This is a genomic window from Citrobacter sp. UYEF32 (genome assembly GCF_040546205.1).
In the GTDB taxonomy this organism is placed as follows: domain Bacteria; phylum Pseudomonadota; class Gammaproteobacteria; order Enterobacterales; family Enterobacteriaceae; genus Phytobacter; species Phytobacter diazotrophicus.
Map to the genome: position 1 here is coordinate 263,151 of NZ_JBEPNI010000006.1, position 20,953 is coordinate 284,103.

The window sequence follows — 20,953 nt, forward strand, 5'->3', positions numbered from 1 at the left end:
AAGCACCCAAAACAAGATAGCGGATTTGTGACCTCGCACCTATTGACAGGCGTAATCATGACCTCAGGAAGAGATATTGCGGCGATACAACTCTGCGACGCTTTACCCCCATGGCGCCCTATGGTTCCCTGGCTTCGGGTCCATTCGATTTTTCAGCGCGCCTGTAACGTGCAAACGCCACAAGGGAGGCTATGGGTGGTGCAGGCGAGCGATATGCCGCTGGCCCCGGCGGGAATGGTGACTGACTGCGTTGACCTGCGCCCCTTTTTTAACGTGGGGGAACGGCTACGCTGGCGTGATGAAACCTGCCTGTACGGCACAAAAGCGCGTATCGAACTGGGCTCAGCCATGCCGGTTTCCACGCGGCTAATACCCTGCGGCGAAGCGCAAATGCTGGCGCGCCTGGCAGCTCAGATCGCCGCCTTTTTCAGCCATCAGCTGGAAAAAGGCATTCGCCTTGCGCTGCGTACGGACGCGACGTTAATACGCGCACAGACCTCGTTGGTCCACTGGCTGCGCACGGGTGAAGGGGATCTCAATGAATGCCTTATGGGCTTTATTGGTCGGGGGGAGGGGCTCACCCCCGCCGGAGATGATTTCCTGCTGGGTGTGTCGCTGGTTCTTCATAACTGGCGCTTTGCGCGTGCAGCGGCATTTAACGCGGCGCTGCTCCCCTTACTCGACCGTACGACCGATATCAGCCGCGCCATGCTGGAGCAGGGCTGTAATCATCATTACAGCGCCCAACTGCTGACGCTGGCGAGAGGCGAAAGCGAGACAGGGCCGCAGGCCATCGCGCGCGTCGCCGACTACGGGCACTCTTCTGGTCACGACATGCTGGCGGGCGTCCTCACGGCAGCGCACGTCTTAGCTTAACGGCGTAAATAACGCTTTCTGCACCTCCGTCTGTTTTAACTGCTGCAGCCACCAGTTAAAACAGGGGCGCGGCGGGCGGCTTTGCCAGGCCAGAAACAGCGGCGTCGGTTGTTTGCTCTCTTCAACATGCAGATGTACGAGTCGGCCATCATCAATATAGGGCTGGCAAATATGGCGTGGCAGAAAACCAATGCCCAGCCCTTTGAGATGCATAGAGATTTTCGCATGATAGTCAGGCACGACCACCGCTTTTTGTCCCCGTAGCTGCCAGGCAACTTTGGGTTCAAGTTTTACCGAGGTATCCGGGATGCACACCGCAGGATAAGGACGCAGGTCGTCGGCACGCAGCGGACGATGAATGGCGGTAAGAGGGTGATCGGGCGCGATGGCGAATAGCCATTCGACCGTGCCAATTTCCAGGCAGCATATTTCACCGGGTAAGGCGACCTGGTTGGGCGCGGCAATGGCGATATCCGCCCGTTTTTCCAGTAAGGCGTCCCAGACGCCATCATGTACATCAATCGCGATATGAATTTCGGTTTGTGGAAAAAGTAATTCGCTTTCTGAGAGTAGGGTGTAAACCGGTCGCAGGCTGACAATATTATTAAGGGTAATATTGAGACGAGTCTCGACACCAGCGGCAATACGCTGGGTGGCAAACTGGAGATCATCCAGTTGAGTCAGGATAATCTGGCCTTTACTAATGAAATAACGGCCAGCTTCCGTTAATTCGAGCTGTTTCCCGAGGCGTTTGAATAACTTGAGTCCCAATTCACTTTCCAGCTTGTGAACCGTATAGCTAAGCGCCGTCGGTACTTTATGCAGTTCCTCTGCGGCTGCGGCAAAACTACCGCAGCGTGCAATGGTGATGATTACATTCAATGCTTGTGCACTAATCAACATGCCGTCTCCCTTGCCGGATAGCGCGTTGTTATTTTTTAACGCATTACCTGCATTCAGACCAGCTTGCTCATCCGGTCCCTACTAAAAACAGGCGTGTTGCGCTAATTCTCACAGTTATCGTGAGTTGCCGTTTTTTATCCCGGTTCTAAATGAAATAAGTATTTCTATATATTTCAGTAGGTAACCAATAATTAAATCGCTCACTATTCATACTGGTGTAAAACCCTGCATGCCGTGTATTATTTGGTTTTTTGTGTTAGTTATCCACATTAAGTTGATTCTTAGGTTGATGTTCAACGTAATGAGTTGCTATTAACTACTTTAATGATTTTTAGGGAAAAAAAAGATAGCATGTGTACAGGTGAAATTTATATATTTGCTAGAAATAAACAGCGTGTTAGCACTGGTGTAATTTAATCACGCGATAATAAGGCGAATTGTTAATAGCCAAAGCATCTACGTACCCACACAACAGGCGAGCAGCCTAATTATAAAACGAATCTACCAATAACTGATCGCTCAGGTTATGTAGGTGGTGGGTATATAGTTTATTTTGTAAATCATGAGTATAGCTATGAACCATTATGATGATTTGCAGAGGTTTAAGGATAAGACCCGCAACCAAAAATACGAATTCAAGGATCTGTCGGCGCAGAACCTCTCTCCTGACCATGGAAGTTGGGCGATCATGAATCAGCTAGCTCCTGCAACAGAGGAGTCTAAACTGGCGATGGGTGGTCACGTTTCGCTGCCGCAACCGCAGGCTGTCGCCCCGGATGTCTTCGCGAGTGACGAACGTCATGAGCGCGTCGAAAGTATCGATACTATCAACAGTATTGAAAGCACCGAAACCACCGAAAACAGCACCGAAAGCGTTCTTCCCCCTGTCGACACAGACTTACCGGCGGTGACCGCCCCGTCTATTTTCCGTGAAGTTGCCGGACAACTTGCATCGCAATCGGCGGCACCCGTTGCGCCTTCTGCCCAACCGGCGGCTAATCCGGTTGTACCAACGACCACCACCGCACCGGCTCCGTCTGCGACAGCGCCTGCTGATTATTCCCGGCTGTTTGCAACGAAAGCGCCAGAAGCAAAACCCACCGTAGAAAAAAACCAACCTTTACAATCTTTGCTAGAAAGGATCGCTTCATGCCGTTGATTTGTGTTTGTTCACCGAAGGGTGGTGTTGGGAAAACGACGCTCACGGCTAATCTGGCTTACGCCCTTGCGCGTTCTGGCAGTAAGGTCCTGGCGCTGGATTTTGACGTGCAGAACGCACTGCGTCTGCACTTTGGCGTGCCGCTGTCTGACGAGCGTGGTTATGTCGCCAAATCAGCCGAGTCCTCGGACTGGAGTCAATTCGTATTGACCGCAGGCGGGAATATCTTTGTGTTGCCTTATGGCGAAGCCAGCGAAGATCAACGCCTGGTATTTGAAGAACGTCTGACGAATGACGAACATTTTCTGATTCGTGGCCTCAACACGTTGCTGAATTATCCGGGCCTGATCATTGTGGCCGATTTTCCTCCCGGCCCCTCTGCTGCACTGAAAGCCATGTCGCGCCTGGCCGATCTGCATCTGGTCATCATGCAGGCAGATACCGCCTCTCTTTCCCTGTTGCCTCACGTTGAAAATCACCGTCTCACCGGGGATGTCCTCAATCGAAAAGCGGGCCATTACTTCGTGCTCAACCAGAGCGACAACCGTCGTCAGGTCAGCCGGGATGTCACCGCATTTATGGAACAGAAATTAGGTAATCAACTTTTAGGCGTTATTCATCGTGATGAAAGCGTCATAGAAGCGAATGCCTCGCAGCAGTCGGTTTTCGACTTTAGTCCTGCATCCGCCGCTGCATTCGATATCGAACTCATTGCAAAAAGAGTCGCCGGAATCTTAGGCGTAAAAATCGGAGACGGCACGGTTCACAGTAAACCGAAAATGTCTGGCTTCTAATTCGCGCAGGGCAACCTATGAAAAAGTTCCTTTATGTTTTGCTGGTACTGGCAATGCTACCTGTTGCGCTGCTGGTCATCATTACGCCTATGGACAGCCAGAAACAGTATATTTTTGGTCTGCTCAGCATCGGTGTGCTGTTTTTGATGGGGTTTAGCAAAAAACGCAGCGTGTCGGTCATTATGGTGGTCATGTCGGTGCTCTTATCGACGCGCTATATGTATTTCCGCCTGACGCAAACCCTGCATTTTAATTCCGAAATTGAAACCATTCTTGGAATGGGACTGTTTCTGGCGGAGGTCTACGTCTGGGTCATGTTGCTGCTGAGCTATCTGCAGACGGTCTGGCCGTTAAAACGCGAAATTGTGCCGCTGCCGGATGATATGAGCCAGTGGCCGACGGTGGATGTCTATATTCCTACCTATAACGAGCCACTGGATGTGGTGCGTGATACGGTTTTGGCGGCGCAATGCATTGATTATCCTCGCGATAAGATGAATATCTACCTGCTGGATGACGGCAAACGCCGCGAGTTTGCTGTTTTTGCCGCAGACGTTGGCGTCGGGTACATCACGCGTAACGACAACAATCACGCCAAAGCCGGTAACCTCAACCACGCCATGAAGCTGACGCAGGGTGAGTTGATTACCGTGTTCGACTGCGACCACGTTGCGACACGCATCTTCCTGCAGGCGACGGTGGGTGGTTTCCTGAAAGATCCGAAACTGGCGCTGGTGCAGACACCGCACTATTTCTACTCGCCGGACCCGTTCGAGCGTAACCTCTCCGTTGGACGTAACATCCCTAACGAAGGGTCGCTGTTCTACGGACCGATTCAGCAGGGCAACGACAACTGGAACGCCACCTTTTTTTGCGGCTCCTGTGCGGTGATTCGCCGTAGCGCGCTGGAAGAGATTGGCGGTTTTGCCGTAGAGACCGTTACCGAAGACGCTCACACCGCGCTCAAATTGCAGCGCCGTGGTTGGGGCTCGGCATTCCTGGATATCCCACTGGCTGCCGGTCTGGCGACTGAACGTCTGGTGCTGCACGTTATCCAGCGTACCCGCTGGGCGCGTGGGATGACGCAGATTTTCCGTCTGGATAACCCGCTGTTTGGTCGCGGCCTGACTATCCAACAGCGCCTGTGCTACCTGAGCGCCATGCTTTACTACCAGTTCGCGCTGCCGCGTATTGCGTTTTTGACCGCGCCGCTGGCCTATCTGTTGTTTAACCTGAACATCATTCACTCCTCAGCGAGCCTGGTTTTCGCCTATGCGCTCCCGCATCTGTTCCTCGCGATTTACGTCAACTCGCGCATGAACGGGCGGCATCGCTATAGCTTCTGGGGGGAGATCTACGACCTGGTGCTGGCCTTCCACATTGCATTGCCGACTGTGGTGACGATGTTTTTCCCGAAACGCGGCAAATTCAACGTGACCGACAAGGGTGCGCTGCTGGACGTGGGGTACTTTGATTTTAGCGTGGTGCGCCCGCATTTGATTATCGCCCTGCTGCTGGCGGCCGGAGTGATTGCCGGTATCGTTCGCGCCTGTGCTCATGACTACTTTGGCGTGGATCCGCGCGTTATCGCCCTAAACGTCGGTTGGGGGTTGTACAGTCTGATCTTTCTGTTGGCCGCGATTGCCGTTGCGCGCGAAACCCGACAGACGCGCAAAACCATTCGTATTGATGCGGAAATCCCGGTACTGCTCCACCATGCCAGCGGCGTGGTGTCGCGCAGCCATACCGCTGACCTGTCGATGGGCGGCTGCCGTATTGTGGCACCGGATGATCGCCATCTCGATGATGAGATTGAAGAGATTGAGCTGCTGCTGCAATCCGGCGCGATCCTCATTCCGGTAAAAACCATCGCCACGGATGAAGAATCGATTCGTCTGATGTTTGAAGACATCCCGCTCGCCCGCCGTCGTGAACTGGTGCGCGTGGTGCTCTCCCGTGCGGATGCATGGATTCACCCACCGAAACCTCAGGACAACCCGTTCCGTTCGTTGGGGACCATTATGCGTTGTGTGTTTGACCTCTTCTGGCTGACCTGGAAAGACCGTCGCGAAAATCGCCGTTTGCGCGCCAGCCAGGACCAGGCCGCTTCCCAGGAGGAGGGCAACGCATGAAACGTCTGACAACACTGGCTGTGCTGGTCGGCGCACTCTTTATGATGCCGCTGCATGCCGAAGACACCTCCATCGAGTCGCTACTGAAATTAAACGAGCCGGCGGAGACGCCACCCGTGCCGCCGTCGGGCGCACCGGTATTTATTCCTTCGGTGGTTAACAGCATCAGTCTCGCGCAGATGGGTTTCCCGGAAGGGATTTCCCTGACGGGTGGCCAGTTCCAGGGGGGCGCCTCCTTTACCCTGCCCGTGGACCAGGTGATTACCACGGCGCGCCTTGAACTGAACCTGAAAGTGTCGCCCGCGATGGTGGCGCGCAATGCCACCATGCAGTTGATGCTCAATGGTCAGCCGCTGGGGACGGTACCGCTGACCGTGACCGACAGCGACACCGCGCGTTATCAGTTGGATATTCCCTCCGCGCTGATGGTGTCGAGCAACAACCTGAGCTTTAAAATCAACGATGGCGATGCCATGCAGTGCCAGCGCGACCTGAGCGATAAATATCGCGTCACCATCATGGCGGATTCCCGTTTCGAGCTGGAAGGGCAGCAACTGGACATTGGCGCCGATTTAAGCCACTTCCCGCGCCCGTTCTTTGACAGCATGCAAATGACCCCGGCGGCGATCGCCATGGCTTTCCCGGCGAAGCTCAGTGGCGATACCTTAAGCGCCAGTGCGCTGATCTCATCGTGGATGGGGATCCAGGCAGACTACCGTGGCGTGTCGTTCGCCGCCTATCATGACCGCTTGCCGGAAAAGAACGGCATCCTGATTGGTCATCCGGGCGAGCAAATTGGTGGCCTGACGCTACCGACTACCGAGCAGCCGCTACTCAAAGTGGTCGATAACCCGGCAAACCCGGTTTATAAGCTGCTGCTGGTGGTGGGTAAAGATGATGCCAGCCTGCGTGCGGCGGCATGGCGTTTAACCCGCGGCAATTTCGCCATGCAGACGCCGTCGGTGGATGTCACCACCCAAACGATCCCGGCGAGTAAACCTTACGATGCGCCGCGCTGGATCCCTACCGATCGTCCGGTAAAACTGTCAGAACTGATCCGTAAAGATCAGAGCCTGACCACCACGGGGCTGTGGCACGATGCGTTGCGCGTAGCATTCCGTGCGGCACCGGATCTGTTCCTGTGGGATGGCGAAACGATTCCTCTGCACATTGGTTACCGTTTCCCGACGGAAAGCTGGATTGATGAAGACCGTTCGTGGCTCAGCATGACCATGAACGATACCTTCCTGCATAACCTGCCGGTGAATAAGCAGGGGGCGCTGGAAACGTTGTGGCATAAGCTTGGCGGTGATGCGCGCCAGGAGAAGTTTGATATGCCGCTGGAGCCGTACATGATCTATGGCGACAACCAGCTCTCGCTGTACTTCAACATTCAACCCAAGGCGAGCGCCCCGTGTAGTGTGCTGCTGAACAATAACATTAAGAGCCGTATCGAAGACGACTCGTGGATTGATCTCAGCCATACGCGTCACTTCGCGCTGTTGCCGAACCTCTCTTATTTTGTGGGCGCGTCCTTCCCGTTCACCCGGCTTGCGGATTATTCGGAAACGGTGCTGATGCTGCCGGAAAAACCGACTGAAACGCAGATTGCCACGCTTTTAGATATGACGGCACGTTCCGGTAACGCGACGGGAACGGCGCTGGGCCGCAACCGCGTGTTGCTCGGCGTACCCACTGGCGGGGCGGGTGTTGAACTGCTGAACGACCGCGATGTGCTGGCGGTCACGGGCCTGGATCAGCATGACTTTAACCGCGCGATCCTCAATACCTCGCCGTTTGTGATGCACGACTCTACGTTGGGCGTACGTGAGCCAACGACCTGGGAGCGTATCAAACGCTGGATAGCAGGGGACTGGGCATCAGACGGGCTGGAAGCCGACCGCTACTTCTCCTCCAACGAAGCCTGGCGCGGTTTTGTCAGCTTCCGTTCACCGTGGAATAACGATCGTCTGGTGGTACTGGCTATCGGCAGCAATGACGAGCAGCTCTCACGTCTGCACGGTGACCTCGCCTCAGCGAAAATTAACGCCGGGATCCGTGGCGACGCAGCGGTGATCACCAATGAGAACGGCGTGCGCAGCTTCCGCGTGGGTGAGCAGTTCCCGAGTGGCGAGATGCCAACGCAAATGCGGGTGATTTGGTATGCAAATCAGCACTCGGCGCTGCTGGCGATTTTAGGGCTGCTATTTGGTTGCATTGTTGGCTCGGCGATCTTTGTCTTGCTGAGAAATCGCGCGAAACGACGTCTGGATTTGGACAACCGCAAATAAGAGGGTGACAAGAATGATGATAAAAACCGCCCGCCGTTTGACGACGCTGTGCCTGTCCAGCGCGCTCACTTTCGGTATACCAGGGCTGGCCCATGCCGCCGCGAATGATGCCGCGCTCAAAGCCTTATTTGACCAGGCGAATTATTGGCATGAGAAATCCCACGATGACCTGGCGATGGAGTCGCTGCGTAAAGTGTTGATGGTGGATGCCAATAACACCCAGGCGATGTACCTGATGGCGTTATGGGCGCAGCAAAATGGCGATCTGCAAGTCTCGTCCCAGTGGCGTTCGCGGCTGGCGCAGGTTTCTCCTGACGATCCGGGGTTGCAGGCGCTGGATAATGCCAAACAACTGACGCAGGTTCCGCAGGGGCAATTGAGCCTTGCCCGCCAGCAGGCGCGCAGCGGTAACGTACCGGCGGCGCTGGCGACCTGGCGCAGCATGTTTAACGGCGATACGCCGCCACCCAGCCTCGCCCCTGAGTACTACCAGACGATGGCGGGAGATAAAACCCTTTATCCGCAGGCCGTGTCGCAACTGAAAAATTTCGTGATGCATAACCCGCAGGATACCTCTGCGCGCATTGCACTCGGCAAAATCCTGACCTGGCGTGAAGAGACGCGCCGCGACGGCATTTTGTTGCTCGAACCGATGGCCAGCGGCAGTAAAGAGGCCGATGACGGGTTGCGTCAGGCGCTGTTATGGCTGGGGCCGCAGGCAGGCGATGAGCGCTTCTACGACACCTGGCTACAGCGGCATCCGCAGGATACTGATGTCCAAAACTATTACCGTAAAAATGTCGGCGGCGCGGCGAAAGGCGCGGGCTATACCGCGCTGAATAGCGGTGATAACAGTGCGGCAAAAAACAAATTTGAGCAGGTGCTGCAAACCAACCCTAACGATGCTGACGCCCTTGCCGGGATGGGCTACATCGCCCAGCGTAGCGGTGATTACAAAGCGGCGGCACAGTACCTGAATCGGGCAGCCAGTCAGGGCGGGGATGCTTCTGATGAGCGTAAAAATCAGGCCGCAGACGCGGCGTTTTACGGCCAGCTCGCCCAGGCTCAGCAGGCATTGAAAGAGGGTAATATTAGCCAGGCGCTGGCGCTTTCGGCCCCGCTGGCACAAGAGAGTGGGGAGCGTGGCACGGCAGGAAAACTGTTCCGTGCTTCAGTGCTGAGGCAGAACAAAGACTTTTCGCAGGCCGAACAGACCCTGCGGGGACTTCTCAACGAGCAGCCGCAGAACGCCCCGGCACGGGAAAACCTCTATTACGTCCTGCGCGACCAGAATAAAACGGAAGAAGCGCAGGCGATGCTGCGTACTTTACCCGCCAGCCTGCAGGAAAAACTGCAGCCGCGTGTGGTCGCGGGGGCGCCTGGCGATCCGATTCGCCGTCAGGCACAGCAACTGGTCCAGGCCGGTAATACTGACCAGGCGATTTCGGTACTGCGCCAGGGCGTTGCCCGCGTGCCGGATGATCCGTGGCTGCGTCTTGACCTTGCCCGCCTGCTGCAAAAATCCGGGCAGGAAGGTGAAGCGGCCACGGTGATGATCCCGGCGGGTCGCGATGGTGCTAACAGCAATTCACTGTACGCCGCTGCGCTCTATGCCAGCGAAAGCGGGGCCTGGCAGCAGGCCAACTCTCTGCTGGCGCGTATTCCGCCGTCCAGCCGTAATAGCCAGATGCGCGATCTGTCGGAAAGTGTGAATTACAACCTGCAAATGGCAACGGCAGAACGTTACCTTTCACAAGGGAACATGACCGCGGCGTCCAATACGCTGAAAGCGCTGGCCAGTCAGCCGCCGAAAAGCCCGGTCGATGCAGGGAAACTGGCGCGGATGCTTGCCCGTTCGGGTGACATCACCACCGCCGTATCGCTGGTGCGCAACAGTATTAAAGATGGCGTAGAAGGCAACGCCGGGGATTATGCCGATCAGATAGCGGTACTGAACCAGGCGGGGCTCACTCAGGAAGCGCAAACCCTGATGTCGAACCCGGAGCTACAGGCGCGCAGTACGCCTGCTCAGCTTGCGGGTATCCGCAATGGCTACGTGATTAATGAAGCCGACAAACTGCGTGAAGAGGGCAACTACGCCGCGGCGTATGACAAGCTGATCCGTGCGCTGCAAAGCGACCCGCAAAACACCGATTTGATGTTCGCCATGGGCCGTCTGTACCAGACAGGCAAAATGAACAAAGAAGCGGGCGTACTCTACGACTACCTGATGACCCGTGATACCGAGGATCAGGCGGCGCGTGTGGGGGCTATCGACGTTGCGCTGTCCGAGAATAACGTGCAGAAAGCTACTACCCTTGCCAGCGGTCTGCGTAGCGACAGCTCACCAGAACGTATGCTGTTGCTGGCGCGTCTGGAAGAGGCAAAAGGCAACCACCAGCAGGCGATGACCTACTTACGTAGCGCACGCGGCAAGCTGGTGGGGCTGGAGTCGTCTAACAGCGCGGCTACGCCGACGATTGGCGGCATACTGTTGGCAGATAATCCGTTTACCACTACCAGTAAAACGCCGCCGCAGTCGAGTTCTCCACAGGCGTTGTACGGCACTATTCTGCCGTGGCAGGTCGCGCAAGTGGCTCGTGAGCCGGGGAGCAGTTTACCGGGCACAACCCGTACCGATTTGCCGGTCGAGACCGCGCAAAGCCGCACGCTGCGTCAGGTTGATAACATGATGCAGGAGCTTGATGAGAAGAAAGGGATGTGGTTGCAGGGCGAGGTCGATATCCGTGGCCGTGACGGTGAGTCGGGCACCAGTAAACTGACCGAAGCCAAAACGCCGCTGACTTGGTCAAGTTCGCCGTTTGGTGAGTCGCGCTTCGAGTTTACCGCCACGCCGATCAGTTTGAGTTCAGGAACCGCTTCGGGCGATGCCTGGCGCCGTTATGGCTCGAACCCGCTGGCGAATGCGGTAACCAATATCAGTCAGTCTGTCACCAATGCCAATACCACGACCGATACCAATGCGACGGACAAGTTTACCGACCTGTCCGGGTATGCGGATGCGAACAAATTGTCGCCGTTTACTGATACTGGCCTGGAACGTCTGGACAGATTGTTAGGCACCGATTTAGGCCGTCTGAAAGCGCTCAGTACTTCCAGCTATAAAGCGAGTTCCAGCGATCCGATTAACTCATCAACGGATTCGCAAAACGGCAACGGCGTTGAGCTGAATATGGCGCTCAGTGGCGATAGCTACCGTGTGGATATCGGCAGTACGCCGCTCGGTCAGGACATGAGTACGCTGGTGGGCGGAGTGAAATGGTCGCCGAAGCTTTCCAATTACCTGACGTTAATTCTGACCGGCGAACGCCGCGCAGTGACCGATAGCCTGCTCTCCTATGTTGGCCTGAAAGATAAATATTCAGGAGACAGTTGGGGCCAGGTGACGAAAAACGGCGGTAGCGTACAACTGAGCTACGACGACGGTGATGCGGGCTTCTTCGTGGGGGGCGGTGGTTACAGCTACATTGGCAACAACGTGGCGAGCAACACCAGCGCCAACGCCAACGCCGGCGTGTACCTTCGTCCGTGGCATGATGATTTCCGTCAGTTGCAGACGGGCTTAAGCGTCAGTTGGATGAATTTCTCGAAAAACCTCAGCTACTTCACCTATGGACAGGGGGGCTACTTTAGCCCACAGAACTATGTCAGCGTGTCGTTACCTGTCGATTTCTCGCAAAAAATCGATAACTGGAAGCTGAGCCTGGGCGGATCGGTGGGATATCAGTCCTACACCCAGGATAAGAGCGATTATTTCCCGAACGATCCCGAAGCACAGAGAATGTTGCAGCAACTGGCTGATATGGGCTTTACCAAAGAAGCGCAGTATGGCAGCAAATCGCAAAACGGGATTGGCTATACCTTCCGGGCAGGGATTGATTACAACCTGAACAAGAACATGACCGTCGGCGGTAGGGTCGGTTACGACACCTTTGGCGACTATAACGAAAGTACTGCCGGGATCTGGTTCCGCTATATGTTGGGAGATAAATAATGACGTCGAGTACGGCTAATCCTTTACTGCTGTCTTATTTTCAACGGCAGCAAACGCCGGCCGGTTGGTTTGACCTGCTGTCGGTAATGGTTGATGGCATGGTGAGAAACGTGGGGGAAGCGGAAAGCCAACCCTTCTTGCGCCAGATGGGGGCATCGCTGGCGGAACGTTTTCCTCTGCCTGCCTCACAAACCATCGGCGAACTCGAAACCAACATCAACGCGCTGCTTGCGGAGTTTAATTGGGGCTATATTGATATTGATGCCAGCGAAGAGGGATTATCGTTCCGCCATCAGGGGTTACCGGTCTCCCGGGATGAGAACAGCCAGACGCGTTGGTGTTACGCATTTTGCGCCATACTGGAAGGGCTTTATTCCCGTTGGCTGCAGGGACAGGGCGGGCAATCGCATCTCGCTTTTAGCCGCGAACGGCTTTACTCCGTATCGGACGTTGTGTTCCGCTACGCTAACCCACAATGAGTCTGAGTATGTTTAAACGCGTTTTCGCCATGATGGTGATGATGGTGAGTGTGCTTTTTTCCTCGTTTTCACAGGCGGGACAGGCCTGGGAAGCGTACAAAGCGCGCTTTCTGATGACGGATGGCCGTATTGTTGATACCGGCAATAAAAACGTCTCTCACACGGAAGGCCAGGGTTTCGCCATGCTGATGGCGGTGGCCAGCAATGATAAAGCGGCGTTTGACCGCATCTGGGGATGGACAGATAAGACGCTCAGGAACAAGGACAATGGTCTGTTCTACTGGCGTTTTAACCCCGTCGAGCCGGATCCGATTGCCGATAAGAATGACGCAACGGATGGCGATGCGTTAATTGCATGGGCGTTGTTAAAAGCCAGTCAGCGCTGGAATGATAATAGTTATGCCACCGCATCGGATGCCATTACCCAGGCGATGATTAAACATACGGTGATCAATTATGCGGGTTATCGGGTGATGCTGCCGGGGGCGAAGGGGTTCAATCTCAACAGTTATGTGAACCTGAACCCGTCCTATTTTATCTTCCCGGCATGGAAAGCGTTCGCCAACCGTAGCCATCTGGTGGTCTGGAATGATCTGATCCGTGATAGCACTACGCTGCTTGGCAAAATGGGCTGGGGTCAATCGCATTTGCCTACCGACTGGGTATCACTGTCGGCGGATGGCAAACTGAGCCCTGCTAAAGAGTGGCCGCCGCGCATGAGTTTCGACGCCATTCGTATTCCGTTGTATATCTCATGGTGGAACCCGCAAAGTTCGCTGCTGACGCCGTGGCGCAACTGGTGGCAGGGTTATGATCGTAGCCGCACCCCGGCCTGGGTGAACGTTACAACCAACGATACCGCCCCGTACAATATGAATGGCGGTTTGCTGGCGGTACGTGATTTGACGATGGGTCAAACGTCTGGCGAGCCGCAAATCAACGCACAGGATGATTATTATTCTGCCAGTCTGAAAATGTTGGTCTGGCTGGCACAGCAGCAACAGTAATTTTCCGCTTTTCCTGGTGATGTCTCCTCACCCTCTCCCTTGAGGAGTGAGGAATCCCCACAAAAATGCGAGCACGATCGGTCCCCTCTCCTCTTTGGGGAGAGGGCCAGGTCGAGGGGAAATAACCTACTGCGGATAGGGCACCCAGTCGCCGCCGTTCAGCCGAACATACGGCTTATTCTGGTACTGAATCACCACGGCGTTAGCATTTTCTGAAACCGGCGCTGTCTGCGGCAGGCCGCTGGTCAACTGATCCCAGTTCACACGATCTTCGGTGAATATCTTGCCATCCAGCACGCGTGTTACCAGTTCTGATATCGCCAGGAAGCTGCTCGGTTGATTGATCTCAATCGCAGGCCCTTCATGCGGCGCCTTCATACCAAAGAATTTGATTGCCGTTGGGACGTGGGTAATTGATGGGCTTGGAATATCACGCAGGCCGGAAACCTGCATCTTATCGCCCTGCAGCGCCGCGCCATGTTCCGGCACCATCACCACCATCACCTTACGCCCGGATTTCTCCAGTTGCGTGAAGAAGGTATCCAGCTCATCAAACAATTTCTGGGCGCGAATTTTATAATCCGCCGTCTGGCGCACGCCGGGGAAATGGTTACCGTCGTGCAGTGGCAGCAGGTTATAGAAGGTTGCGGTACGCTGACCATTATTGTTCGCCTCGTTCTCCATCCAGCGGTTCAACACGGCGGTATCGTCATAGACCGGGGAGCCATCAAACGACAACAGAACCGGCGGCAAGCCTGCCTGATTCATCAACGGCACCTGCACGCCGCCGTTGTCGCGGATCTCTTTGAGGAAATCACCAAACACGCCGTTGTGATCCATCATCAACTGTTGGGTGAAGCCCAGTTTGGCCAGGTTATCAAACAGGTAGCACTGGGCGCCGGCTGTCTGGTAGAGATTTTTATGCGATGTCTGACCGCAGCTCGCGCGTAGCAGACGAATGGCCGCCGGGCCGCTATAGGCAGTGGCCGAATTAAACTGCTTAAAGACGATATCGAAATGTGACCACAATGGGTGTGATGACAAACCTGCGGCATCAATATCTGACCAGGAGAGCGAACAAATGTTGATAACCAGCAGATCAAAAGGCTGTGCATCTGCCGGCAACTGTGTCGGGAACGGCGTCTGGCGTTTCTCTTCGGAGGCATAGAAACTGGCGAGCCAGGCATTCAGGTTCTCTGAGGTTGGCGGCGCGGTTTGTGCCGGAATATCGCCCACCACGGGTGTTGCCGCGGTATTCGCGACGGTCGGCGCCACAGTACCGCCCGTTGTGGCAATGGTGTTTTGTTGGGTGCTTTGCGGCCACAGGGTGAAGGCCGGGCCGACAATCGTCAGCACATTCAGCCAGATCATAATAGCGACAACAAATACCGTGACGCGTATCCACTGCGCCAGGAACAGCCAGGCGACCAGCAACACGAACAGCGCGCCAATCATCTGCCAGTTAATAAAACGCGTTACCAGATCGAGCAGGTAATCGGCGCTAAAGCCTGCCACCTGGGAGCCCTGACTCATAATGCTATCGATACCCGGTAGCCAGGTATCATGCCAGAACAGGCCGAAACCAATCGGGAGGGCAATCCAGTGGCGCAGGCGGTGCAGGCCCGGACCTGGCAATGGCATCAACAAAAAGGCCATAAACACCAGGTTCAGCAATGGATGAAAATTAAGGTAGCCCGCCCACAGCAAACCAAATTTCACCAAAAAATAGAAATTCCAGCCGGATAAACCGCGCCAGTGTTGCCACAGCGTCGAGGGTCTGGAAGGCGTCAGCGTTTGATTAGTCATGTTTTCGGTCTGCCTTGACGAACGATTCCCGACGCAATATGCCGGCCGGTTTAACGTAGCGAGGTTTAATAAACATTATTCTTGCAATAAGACGAATGCGGTACAGCCAGTGGCGTGCCAGATAGCCCAGCGGGAAGAAAATCAGCGCGCAAAGGATAACGAGTTCAATAATATCGGCGATGGACATCATGATGCGCTCCCCGTCTCTTCACTTAACAGTCGCAGGGGTTGGGGGATACGTCGCCAGACTTGCCCGTCATGCTCGGCATTCATGATTTTCGGCTCATCGCTTGTACCCGCCAGCGGACTGCCCCATTTTTCCGGCCCGACTTCCCGCAACAGCACCAGCTCGGCCGCAATCTGGTTGTCTTCGAACCACACCATGCGGTTAGAGAAGATGTCGGCTGTAGGTAATGGGAAAATGTGGTTAAGGGCGGTGTCGAGATCATTCACACGACAGAACGACAAAAACATCAACAGGCGATTATCGCCGATGGTGACAATATCCCCGGCACGGTTCGGGCGGCAGAGCGTTAGCGCTTGTTCTACGCGAATACCGGGCACCGGGCGCAGCGCCACCAGTACCCCCTTGCCGTCTGGCGGTAACAGCGTGTTATTCACCATATTGGCTACCGCTTCGCAGAACGTGGTCCACGGCTGGAAGCCGCGCAGCTTGAGCGGCAGTGTCATTGAGAGCAGCGTAGAGATATCTTCCGGCACAATACGTTTAAATTGTTGCCCCTGTACGCTTTCGATAAGCGTCAGGCAGCGGGAGAGTGGGGCGTTCCAGGGGATGACCATGTTTGCGCCACACCGCAACAGCAAACGTTCATCGGTGGCGCGCAGGCTGGCCCTGGTTTCACGAACGATAATCTTCAGTGCGCTACCGCGCTGGCGGCGCAGAGTATGAATCTGGCGGGCAATGGTTTCGATTTGGTTATTCTGACTCAGGGCGAAAATAAGGGTCGCGGCCTGGCTGGTTCGCGCCTCGTCAAACATTCCTTCGTTGGTTTTAAATAGCGTCCAGTGTTCAGAAAGCGCGGGCGCCCCTTCCAGCACATCGACATTACTGAGCACTCGTTTTTCATCACTGCGCGGCTGGACGGAGGCCTCTTCCTGCTTCGCTAATTGCCAGTGACCATCGCGATGTTCAAGAATAAGTTGTTGCTGGGCACTCACGCCTCTGTCGTTACACCACCAGGCCACATCATAAAGATGCGTTCCGCTTGTATAACGCAAACTAGCCAAACCGAACAATGAACGGTATTTACCTATCAATACTGATGATTGCCTGTCGCTATTGTTTGCAGGGTTTATTACCAGCAATGCGCAGTTATGATATTTCGTCCACTCATGAATTCGTATTAGCCAGTGGTGTAATTTCTCTGCCGAAATATTCTGCCAGGCGTTATTTGCACACAGCAAAATGAGTAAATAATTCTCAGGTTCAATAGAACAAAGTAAATCGCGGGAGAAAAAGTATAGACCTTTTTCATGACTTGGCATGGAAAAAAGTTGTATTTTTTTTGGGCCGCGATCGGATTCTAATCTGAGGATGTTCTGCAAATCATAACCCATACCCGTAACCGCGACTTTCGCGTTTTCAGATTGCGATGCAATTGTTTGATTAACAAGGCTAATTGCGTCTTCTTCACGATCGGCGTTAATCCACCAGACGCCGCCGGCAGGCATGTGACGTAATTCGTCCCATAGCGACTGGATGCCAATAGAAAATATGGGGTCCACGGTGTCCCTCTACGCGTAATTTATCTGTATCTCAGTTTACTAGCGAAAGCAGAGAAATAAACCTAACATTGAAATTAAAGAACATCAGATTTAGCATGTAAACGAATTTCGTCGCAAATACCTTACTAAGAATGTACGCAATCTTTTCCTGATTATAAGGGTCGTGTCTGAATGCATAACGATGAACCTAAAACTCAGATGGATTCGACGCTGGGTTATACGTTTCAAAATGATTTTTTGGCGCTCAGTAAGGTGTTTTCTCTGCCCGAAATAGATTATGCCGATATTTCCCAACGAGAACAGTTGGCGGCGGCTATTAAACGTTGGCCCCTGCTGGCAGAATTTGCTCGTCAACAATAAGGAAGCCGTGGATGGCTGTATTGGGGTTACAAGGGGTACGCGGCGGTGTGGGCACCACATCAATTACCGCGGCGCTTGGCTGGGCATTACAACTTTTAGGGGAATCGGTACTTGTTATTGACGCCTGCCCCGATAACCTCCTGCGCCTCTCATTTAATGTTGATTTCGACCACGCCGACGGTTGGGCGCGCGCGCTTCTGGACGGCAAAGACTGGCGCGACGCGGGCCTGCGTTATACCTCCAGCATCGACATCCTGCCCTTTGGCCGCCTGACGGATGCCGAATGGGAAAACCAGCACCTCTTATATCAGCCCCCGGGCCAGCTAACGACGCTATTACAGGCGCTGAAAGTACAGCAGCGCTACCAATGGGTGCTGGTTGACTTACCGCACGGCTGCTCGCCGCTGGCGCGCCAGTTTCTTGAATATTGCGACCAAACGCTGGCGGTGGTGAAACCGGATACCAACTGTCACGTGCGCCTGCACCAACAGCGGCTGCCGACAGGCGCGCACATTCTGATTAATGATTTACGTATTGGCAGCCAATTGCAGGATGACCTGTATCAGGTGTGGCTTCAAAGCCAGCGCAACCTGATGCCCGTCCTCATCCACCGTGATGAAGCGATGGTGGAATGTCTGGCAGCCAAACAGCCGTTGGGAGAATACCGGAGTGATTCACTGGCGGCGGAAGAGATCCTGACGCTGGCAAACTGGTGTTTGCTGCACTGTTCGCCCGCAGCCACGCCGGGGGAACAACACGCGAGGGTGCCTGAATGAGTCGTCTGGCCGCCTTGTTTCTGACCCCCCCGGTATATACCCGCTTAAGCGAGCGTTACCGCTTTTATCGCCGGAATAAGGCGTCGGGGTTCAGTGCGGCATGCGGCTGTTTCTGGGTAGCACTGGCATGGCTGTTTCTGCCGCTGGAAAATGATCGCTGGCAGCGGGTGCGTGAGCAGCATCAGGCGCTGTTTCCACACATTAATCCGGACAAACCGCGTCCGCTTGACCCGGCACGTTATCTGTTGCAGGTCCTCTGGCTGCTGGCAACTTTGCCACAGCATGTGGCAGCGCAGGCGCAGAAACCTGAACGCGTCCATAAGCTGCGCGAACGTTACCATCGCTGGCTGGATTCTCTGCCCACCCGCGTTTCTGACCAGACCCGCCACCTGGATAACCAAAAAGAACTGGGGCATCTCAGCCGGAGAACGCGACGTTTCATTCTGGGGATCATCATCACCTTCTCGCTGATTCTGGCGATCGTCTGCATTACCCAGCCGTTTAACCCACTGTCGCAGCTCATTTTCCTGCTGCTGTTATGGGGCGTGGCCCTGTTGGTTCGTCGTATTCCGGGGCGTTTCTCCGCGCTGATGCTGATCGTCCTGTCGCTAACGGTCTCCTGCCGCTACATCTGGTGGCGCTATACCTCCACCCTGAACTGGGATGACCCGGTCAGCCTGGTGTGCGGTATCGTGTTGCTGTTCGCCGAAACCTATGCGTGGATTGTGCTCATTCTCGGCTATTTCCAGGTGGCCTGGCCGCTTAATCGCCAGCCGGTGCCGCTGCCAAAAGATATGGCTCTCTGGCCGTCGGTCGATATTTTTGTGCCCACCTATAACGAAGATTTAAATGTGGTGAAAAACACCATTTATGCGGCGATGGGTATCGACTGGCCGAAAGATAAACTCAAAATCTGGATCCTTGATGACGGCGGTCGGGAAGAGTTTCGTCAGTTTGCCCAGACCGTGGGCGTGGAATACATCGCCCGTACCACCCATGAGCACGCGAAAGCCGGGAACATCAATAACGCGCTGAAATATGCCAAAGGCGATTTCGTTTCGATTTTTGACTGCGACCACGTGCCGACGCGCTCTTTCCTGCAAATGACCATGGGCTGGTTTATCAAAGAAAAAGATCTGGCGATGATGCAGACGCCGCACCACTTTTTCTCGCCGGACCCGTTCGAGCGCAACCTTGGCCGTTTCCGTAAAACGCCAAACGAAGGAACTCTGTTCTACGGGCTGGTTCAGGACGGCAACGATATGTGGGATGCCACCTTCTTCTGCGGCTCGTGTGCGGTCATTCGTCGTGGGCCGCTGGATGAGATTGGCGGTATCGCGGTGGAAACGGTCACCGAAGATGCCCATACCTCGCTGCGCCTGCATCGCAGAGGACATACTTCTGCCTATATGCGTATTCCCCAGGCCGCCGGTCTGGCAACGGAGAGTCTGTCGGCGCACATCGGCCAGCGTATCCGCTGGGCGCGCGGGATGATTCAGATTTTCCGTCTCGATAATCCCCTGCTCGGCAAAGGGCTGAAACTGGCGCAGCGTCTGTGTTACGTCAACGCCATGCTGCACTTCCTCTCCGGGATCCCGCGCCTGGTGTTTCTCACCGCGCCGCTGGCGTTCCTGCTGCTGCATGCCTACATCATCTATGCGCCAGCCATCATGATTGCGCTGTTTGTTTTGCCGCACATGATCCACGCCAGCCTGACCAACTCCAAAATTCAGGGTAAATATCGCCATTCGTTCTGGAGTGAAATCTACGAAACCGTGCTGGCCTGGTATATCGCACCGCCGACTCTGGTGGCGCTCTTTAACCCGCACAAGGGCAAATTCAACGTCACCGCAAAAGGGGGACTGGTCGAAGAAGAGTATGTCGACTGGGTTATCTCCCGGCCCTATATCTTCCTTGTTTTGCTGAACATCGTCGGCGTGCTGGTAGGCATCTGGCGTTATTTCTACGGCCCGCAAAACGAGATTTTAACGGTCTTCGTCAGTATCGCATGGGTGTTCTACAACCTGATTATCCTCGGTGGCGCGGTGGCGGTATCGGTGGAAAGCAAGCAGGTTCGTCGCGCGCACCGCGTGGAGATAGCCATGCCTGCGGCTATCGCCCGCGAAGACGGTCATCTGTTCTCCTGTACCGTGCATGATTTCTCCGACGGCGGCCTGGGGATCAAAATCAATGGCCAGGCCCAGGTACTGGAAGGGCAGAAAGTCAGCCTGCTGTTAAAACGCGGCCAACAAGAGTATGTCTTCCCGACAATGGTCGTGCGCGTTTCCGGCAATGAGGTGGGGCTGCAATTAATGCCGCTGACCACGAAACAGCATATCGATTTTGTGCAGTGTACGTTTGCCCGTGCGGATACATGGGCGTTGTGGCAGGACAGCTTCCCGGAAGATAAGCCACTGGAAAGCTTGATGGATATTTTAAAACTGGGCTTCCGTGGTTATCGCCATCTCGCGGAATTTGCTCCACCGTCTGTGAAAATGATTTTCCGGTCGCTAACCGTACTGGTTGCCTGGATTGTGTCGTTTATACCGCGTCGCCCGGAACGTGAAGCGGTAATACAGCACCCCGTGACGTGATTGGCTCAACAATGA

At 54.8% G+C, this 20,953-nt stretch carries 15 protein-coding genes; 11 read left to right on the forward strand and 4 right to left on the reverse strand.

Annotated features, from left to right (window positions below; genetic code table 11):
* Positions 1 to 57: 57 nt before the first annotated feature.
* Positions 58 to 876 (forward strand): oxamate carbamoyltransferase subunit AllH family protein, encoded by an 819-nt coding sequence (locus ABIB59_RS18740; RefSeq protein WP_354036548.1) that lies wholly within the window; start codon positions 58 to 60, stop codon positions 874 to 876.
* Here the strand turns inward: ABIB59_RS18740 and ABIB59_RS18745 are convergent.
* A complete protein-coding gene (locus ABIB59_RS18745) occupies positions 868 to 1,779 on the reverse strand; it encodes a LysR substrate-binding domain-containing protein (protein WP_039080208.1) in 912 nt (303 codons plus the stop codon). The two genes, ABIB59_RS18740 and ABIB59_RS18745, sit on opposite strands and share 9 nt — an antisense overlap.
* Positions 1,780 to 2,353: 574 nt before the next feature.
* On the opposite strand from ABIB59_RS18745, the gene bcsO reads away from it, so the two are divergent.
* From bcsO to ABIB59_RS18780, 7 genes are read left to right on the forward strand one after another with little or no spacing between them, the layout of a single operon-like run.
* A complete protein-coding gene (bcsO, locus tag ABIB59_RS18750) occupies positions 2,354 to 2,938 on the forward strand; it encodes a cellulose biosynthesis protein BcsO (RefSeq protein ID WP_107224353.1) in 585 nt (194 codons plus the stop codon).
* Positions 2,929 to 3,732, forward strand: a complete 804-nt coding sequence (gene bcsQ, locus ABIB59_RS18755) for a cellulose biosynthesis protein BcsQ (RefSeq protein WP_025760128.1) — start codon at positions 2,929 to 2,931, stop codon at positions 3,730 to 3,732. Before bcsO ends, bcsQ (ABIB59_RS18755) begins: the two co-directional genes overlap by 10 nt.
* A 17-nt stretch (positions 3,733 to 3,749) precedes the next feature.
* A complete protein-coding gene (gene bcsA, locus ABIB59_RS18760) occupies positions 3,750 to 5,864 on the forward strand; it encodes a UDP-forming cellulose synthase catalytic subunit (protein ID WP_079496934.1) in 2,115 nt (704 codons plus the stop codon).
* Positions 5,861 to 8,155 (forward strand): cellulose biosynthesis cyclic di-GMP-binding regulatory protein BcsB, encoded by a 2,295-nt coding sequence (gene bcsB, locus ABIB59_RS18765; protein WP_354036551.1) that lies wholly within the window; start codon positions 5,861 to 5,863, stop codon positions 8,153 to 8,155. The genes bcsA (ABIB59_RS18760) and bcsB overlap by 4 nt, the downstream gene beginning before the upstream one ends.
* A 13-nt stretch (positions 8,156 to 8,168) precedes the next feature.
* A complete protein-coding gene (locus ABIB59_RS18770; RefSeq protein WP_354036553.1) occupies positions 8,169 to 12,170 on the forward strand; it encodes a cellulose biosynthesis protein BcsC in 4,002 nt (1,333 codons plus the stop codon).
* Positions 12,170 to 12,649 (forward strand): cellulose biosynthesis protein BcsD, encoded by a 480-nt coding sequence (gene bcsD / locus ABIB59_RS18775; RefSeq protein ID WP_025760132.1) that lies wholly within the window; start codon positions 12,170 to 12,172, stop codon positions 12,647 to 12,649. Before ABIB59_RS18770 ends, bcsD begins: the two co-directional genes overlap by 1 nt.
* Positions 12,650 to 12,657: 8 nt before the next feature.
* Complete coding sequence (locus ABIB59_RS18780) at positions 12,658 to 13,656, forward strand: family 8 glycosyl hydrolase (RefSeq protein WP_039080213.1); 999 nt, start codon at positions 12,658 to 12,660, stop codon at positions 13,654 to 13,656.
* Between the two features lie 126 nt (positions 13,657 to 13,782).
* On the opposite strand, the gene bcsG is transcribed toward ABIB59_RS18780, so the two are convergent.
* The 3 genes from bcsG to bcsE are packed head-to-tail and all read right to left on the reverse strand — an operon-like array spanning position 13,783 to position 17,208.
* Complete coding sequence (gene bcsG, locus ABIB59_RS18785; protein WP_354036555.1) at positions 13,783 to 15,462, reverse strand: cellulose biosynthesis protein BcsG; 1,680 nt, start codon at positions 15,460 to 15,462, stop codon at positions 13,783 to 13,785.
* Positions 15,455 to 15,652 carry a cellulose biosynthesis protein BcsF gene (gene bcsF / locus ABIB59_RS18790; protein ID WP_039080215.1) on the reverse strand — a complete coding sequence of 66 codons (198 nt, stop codon included), beginning with the start codon at positions 15,650 to 15,652 and terminating at the stop codon, positions 15,455 to 15,457. Before bcsF ends, bcsG begins: the two co-directional genes overlap by 8 nt.
* Positions 15,649 to 17,208 carry a cellulose biosynthesis c-di-GMP-binding protein BcsE gene (gene bcsE, locus ABIB59_RS18795; RefSeq protein ID WP_125123739.1) on the reverse strand — a complete coding sequence of 520 codons (1,560 nt, stop codon included), beginning with the start codon at positions 17,206 to 17,208 and terminating at the stop codon, positions 15,649 to 15,651. The genes bcsF and bcsE overlap by 4 nt, the downstream gene beginning before the upstream one ends.
* Positions 17,209 to 17,379: 171 nt before the next feature.
* Here bcsE and bcsR point away from each other — a divergent pair, with 171 nt between their 5' ends.
* Genes bcsR through bcsA (ABIB59_RS18810) form a run of 3 tightly spaced genes read left to right on the forward strand, consistent with a single transcriptional unit; the run spans position 17,380 to position 20,938 of the window.
* Positions 17,380 to 17,568 (forward strand): cellulose biosynthesis protein BcsR, encoded by a 189-nt coding sequence (gene bcsR, locus ABIB59_RS18800; RefSeq protein ID WP_039080217.1) that lies wholly within the window; start codon positions 17,380 to 17,382, stop codon positions 17,566 to 17,568.
* A gap of 11 nt (positions 17,569 to 17,579) precedes the next feature.
* The gene (gene bcsQ, locus ABIB59_RS18805) at positions 17,580 to 18,344 is read left to right on the forward strand and encodes a cellulose biosynthesis protein BcsQ (protein ID WP_354036558.1); all 765 of its coding nucleotides are present in this window, start codon (positions 17,580 to 17,582) and stop codon (positions 18,342 to 18,344) included.
* Positions 18,341 to 20,938, forward strand: coding sequence for a UDP-forming cellulose synthase catalytic subunit (bcsA, locus tag ABIB59_RS18810; RefSeq protein WP_107224346.1), 2,598 nt, complete (start codon positions 18,341 to 18,343; stop codon positions 20,936 to 20,938). Before bcsQ (ABIB59_RS18805) ends, bcsA (ABIB59_RS18810) begins: the two co-directional genes overlap by 4 nt.
* Positions 20,939 to 20,953: the final 15 nt, after the last annotated feature.

What these genes read in the sequence shown, in the direction of transcription:
- ABIB59_RS18740 (WP_354036548.1), top strand. Translation starts at nt 58, where the DNA reads ATGACCTCAGGAAGAGATATTGCGGCGATACAACTCTGCGACGCTTTA.
- ABIB59_RS18745 (WP_039080208.1), bottom strand. Translation starts at nt 1,779, where the DNA reads ATGTTGATTAGTGCACAAGCATTGAATGTAATCATCACCATTGCACGC.
- bcsO (WP_107224353.1), top strand. Translation starts at nt 2,354, where the DNA reads ATGAACCATTATGATGATTTGCAGAGGTTTAAGGATAAGACCCGCAAC.
- bcsQ (WP_025760128.1), top strand. Translation starts at nt 2,929, where the DNA reads ATGCCGTTGATTTGTGTTTGTTCACCGAAGGGTGGTGTTGGGAAAACG.
- bcsA (WP_079496934.1), top strand. Translation starts at nt 3,750, where the DNA reads ATGAAAAAGTTCCTTTATGTTTTGCTGGTACTGGCAATGCTACCTGTT.
- bcsB (WP_354036551.1), top strand. Translation starts at nt 5,861, where the DNA reads ATGAAACGTCTGACAACACTGGCTGTGCTGGTCGGCGCACTCTTTATG.
- ABIB59_RS18770 (WP_354036553.1), top strand. Translation starts at nt 8,169, where the DNA reads ATGATGATAAAAACCGCCCGCCGTTTGACGACGCTGTGCCTGTCCAGC.
- bcsD (WP_025760132.1), top strand. Translation starts at nt 12,170, where the DNA reads ATGACGTCGAGTACGGCTAATCCTTTACTGCTGTCTTATTTTCAACGG.
- ABIB59_RS18780 (WP_039080213.1), top strand. Translation starts at nt 12,658, where the DNA reads ATGTTTAAACGCGTTTTCGCCATGATGGTGATGATGGTGAGTGTGCTT.
- bcsG (WP_354036555.1), bottom strand. Translation starts at nt 15,462, where the DNA reads ATGACTAATCAAACGCTGACGCCTTCCAGACCCTCGACGCTGTGGCAA.
- bcsF (WP_039080215.1), bottom strand. Translation starts at nt 15,652, where the DNA reads ATGATGTCCATCGCCGATATTATTGAACTCGTTATCCTTTGCGCGCTG.
- bcsR (WP_039080217.1), top strand. Translation starts at nt 17,380, where the DNA reads ATGCATAACGATGAACCTAAAACTCAGATGGATTCGACGCTGGGTTAT.
- bcsQ (WP_354036558.1), top strand. Translation starts at nt 17,580, where the DNA reads ATGGCTGTATTGGGGTTACAAGGGGTACGCGGCGGTGTGGGCACCACA.
- bcsA (WP_107224346.1), top strand. Translation starts at nt 18,341, where the DNA reads ATGAGTCGTCTGGCCGCCTTGTTTCTGACCCCCCCGGTATATACCCGC.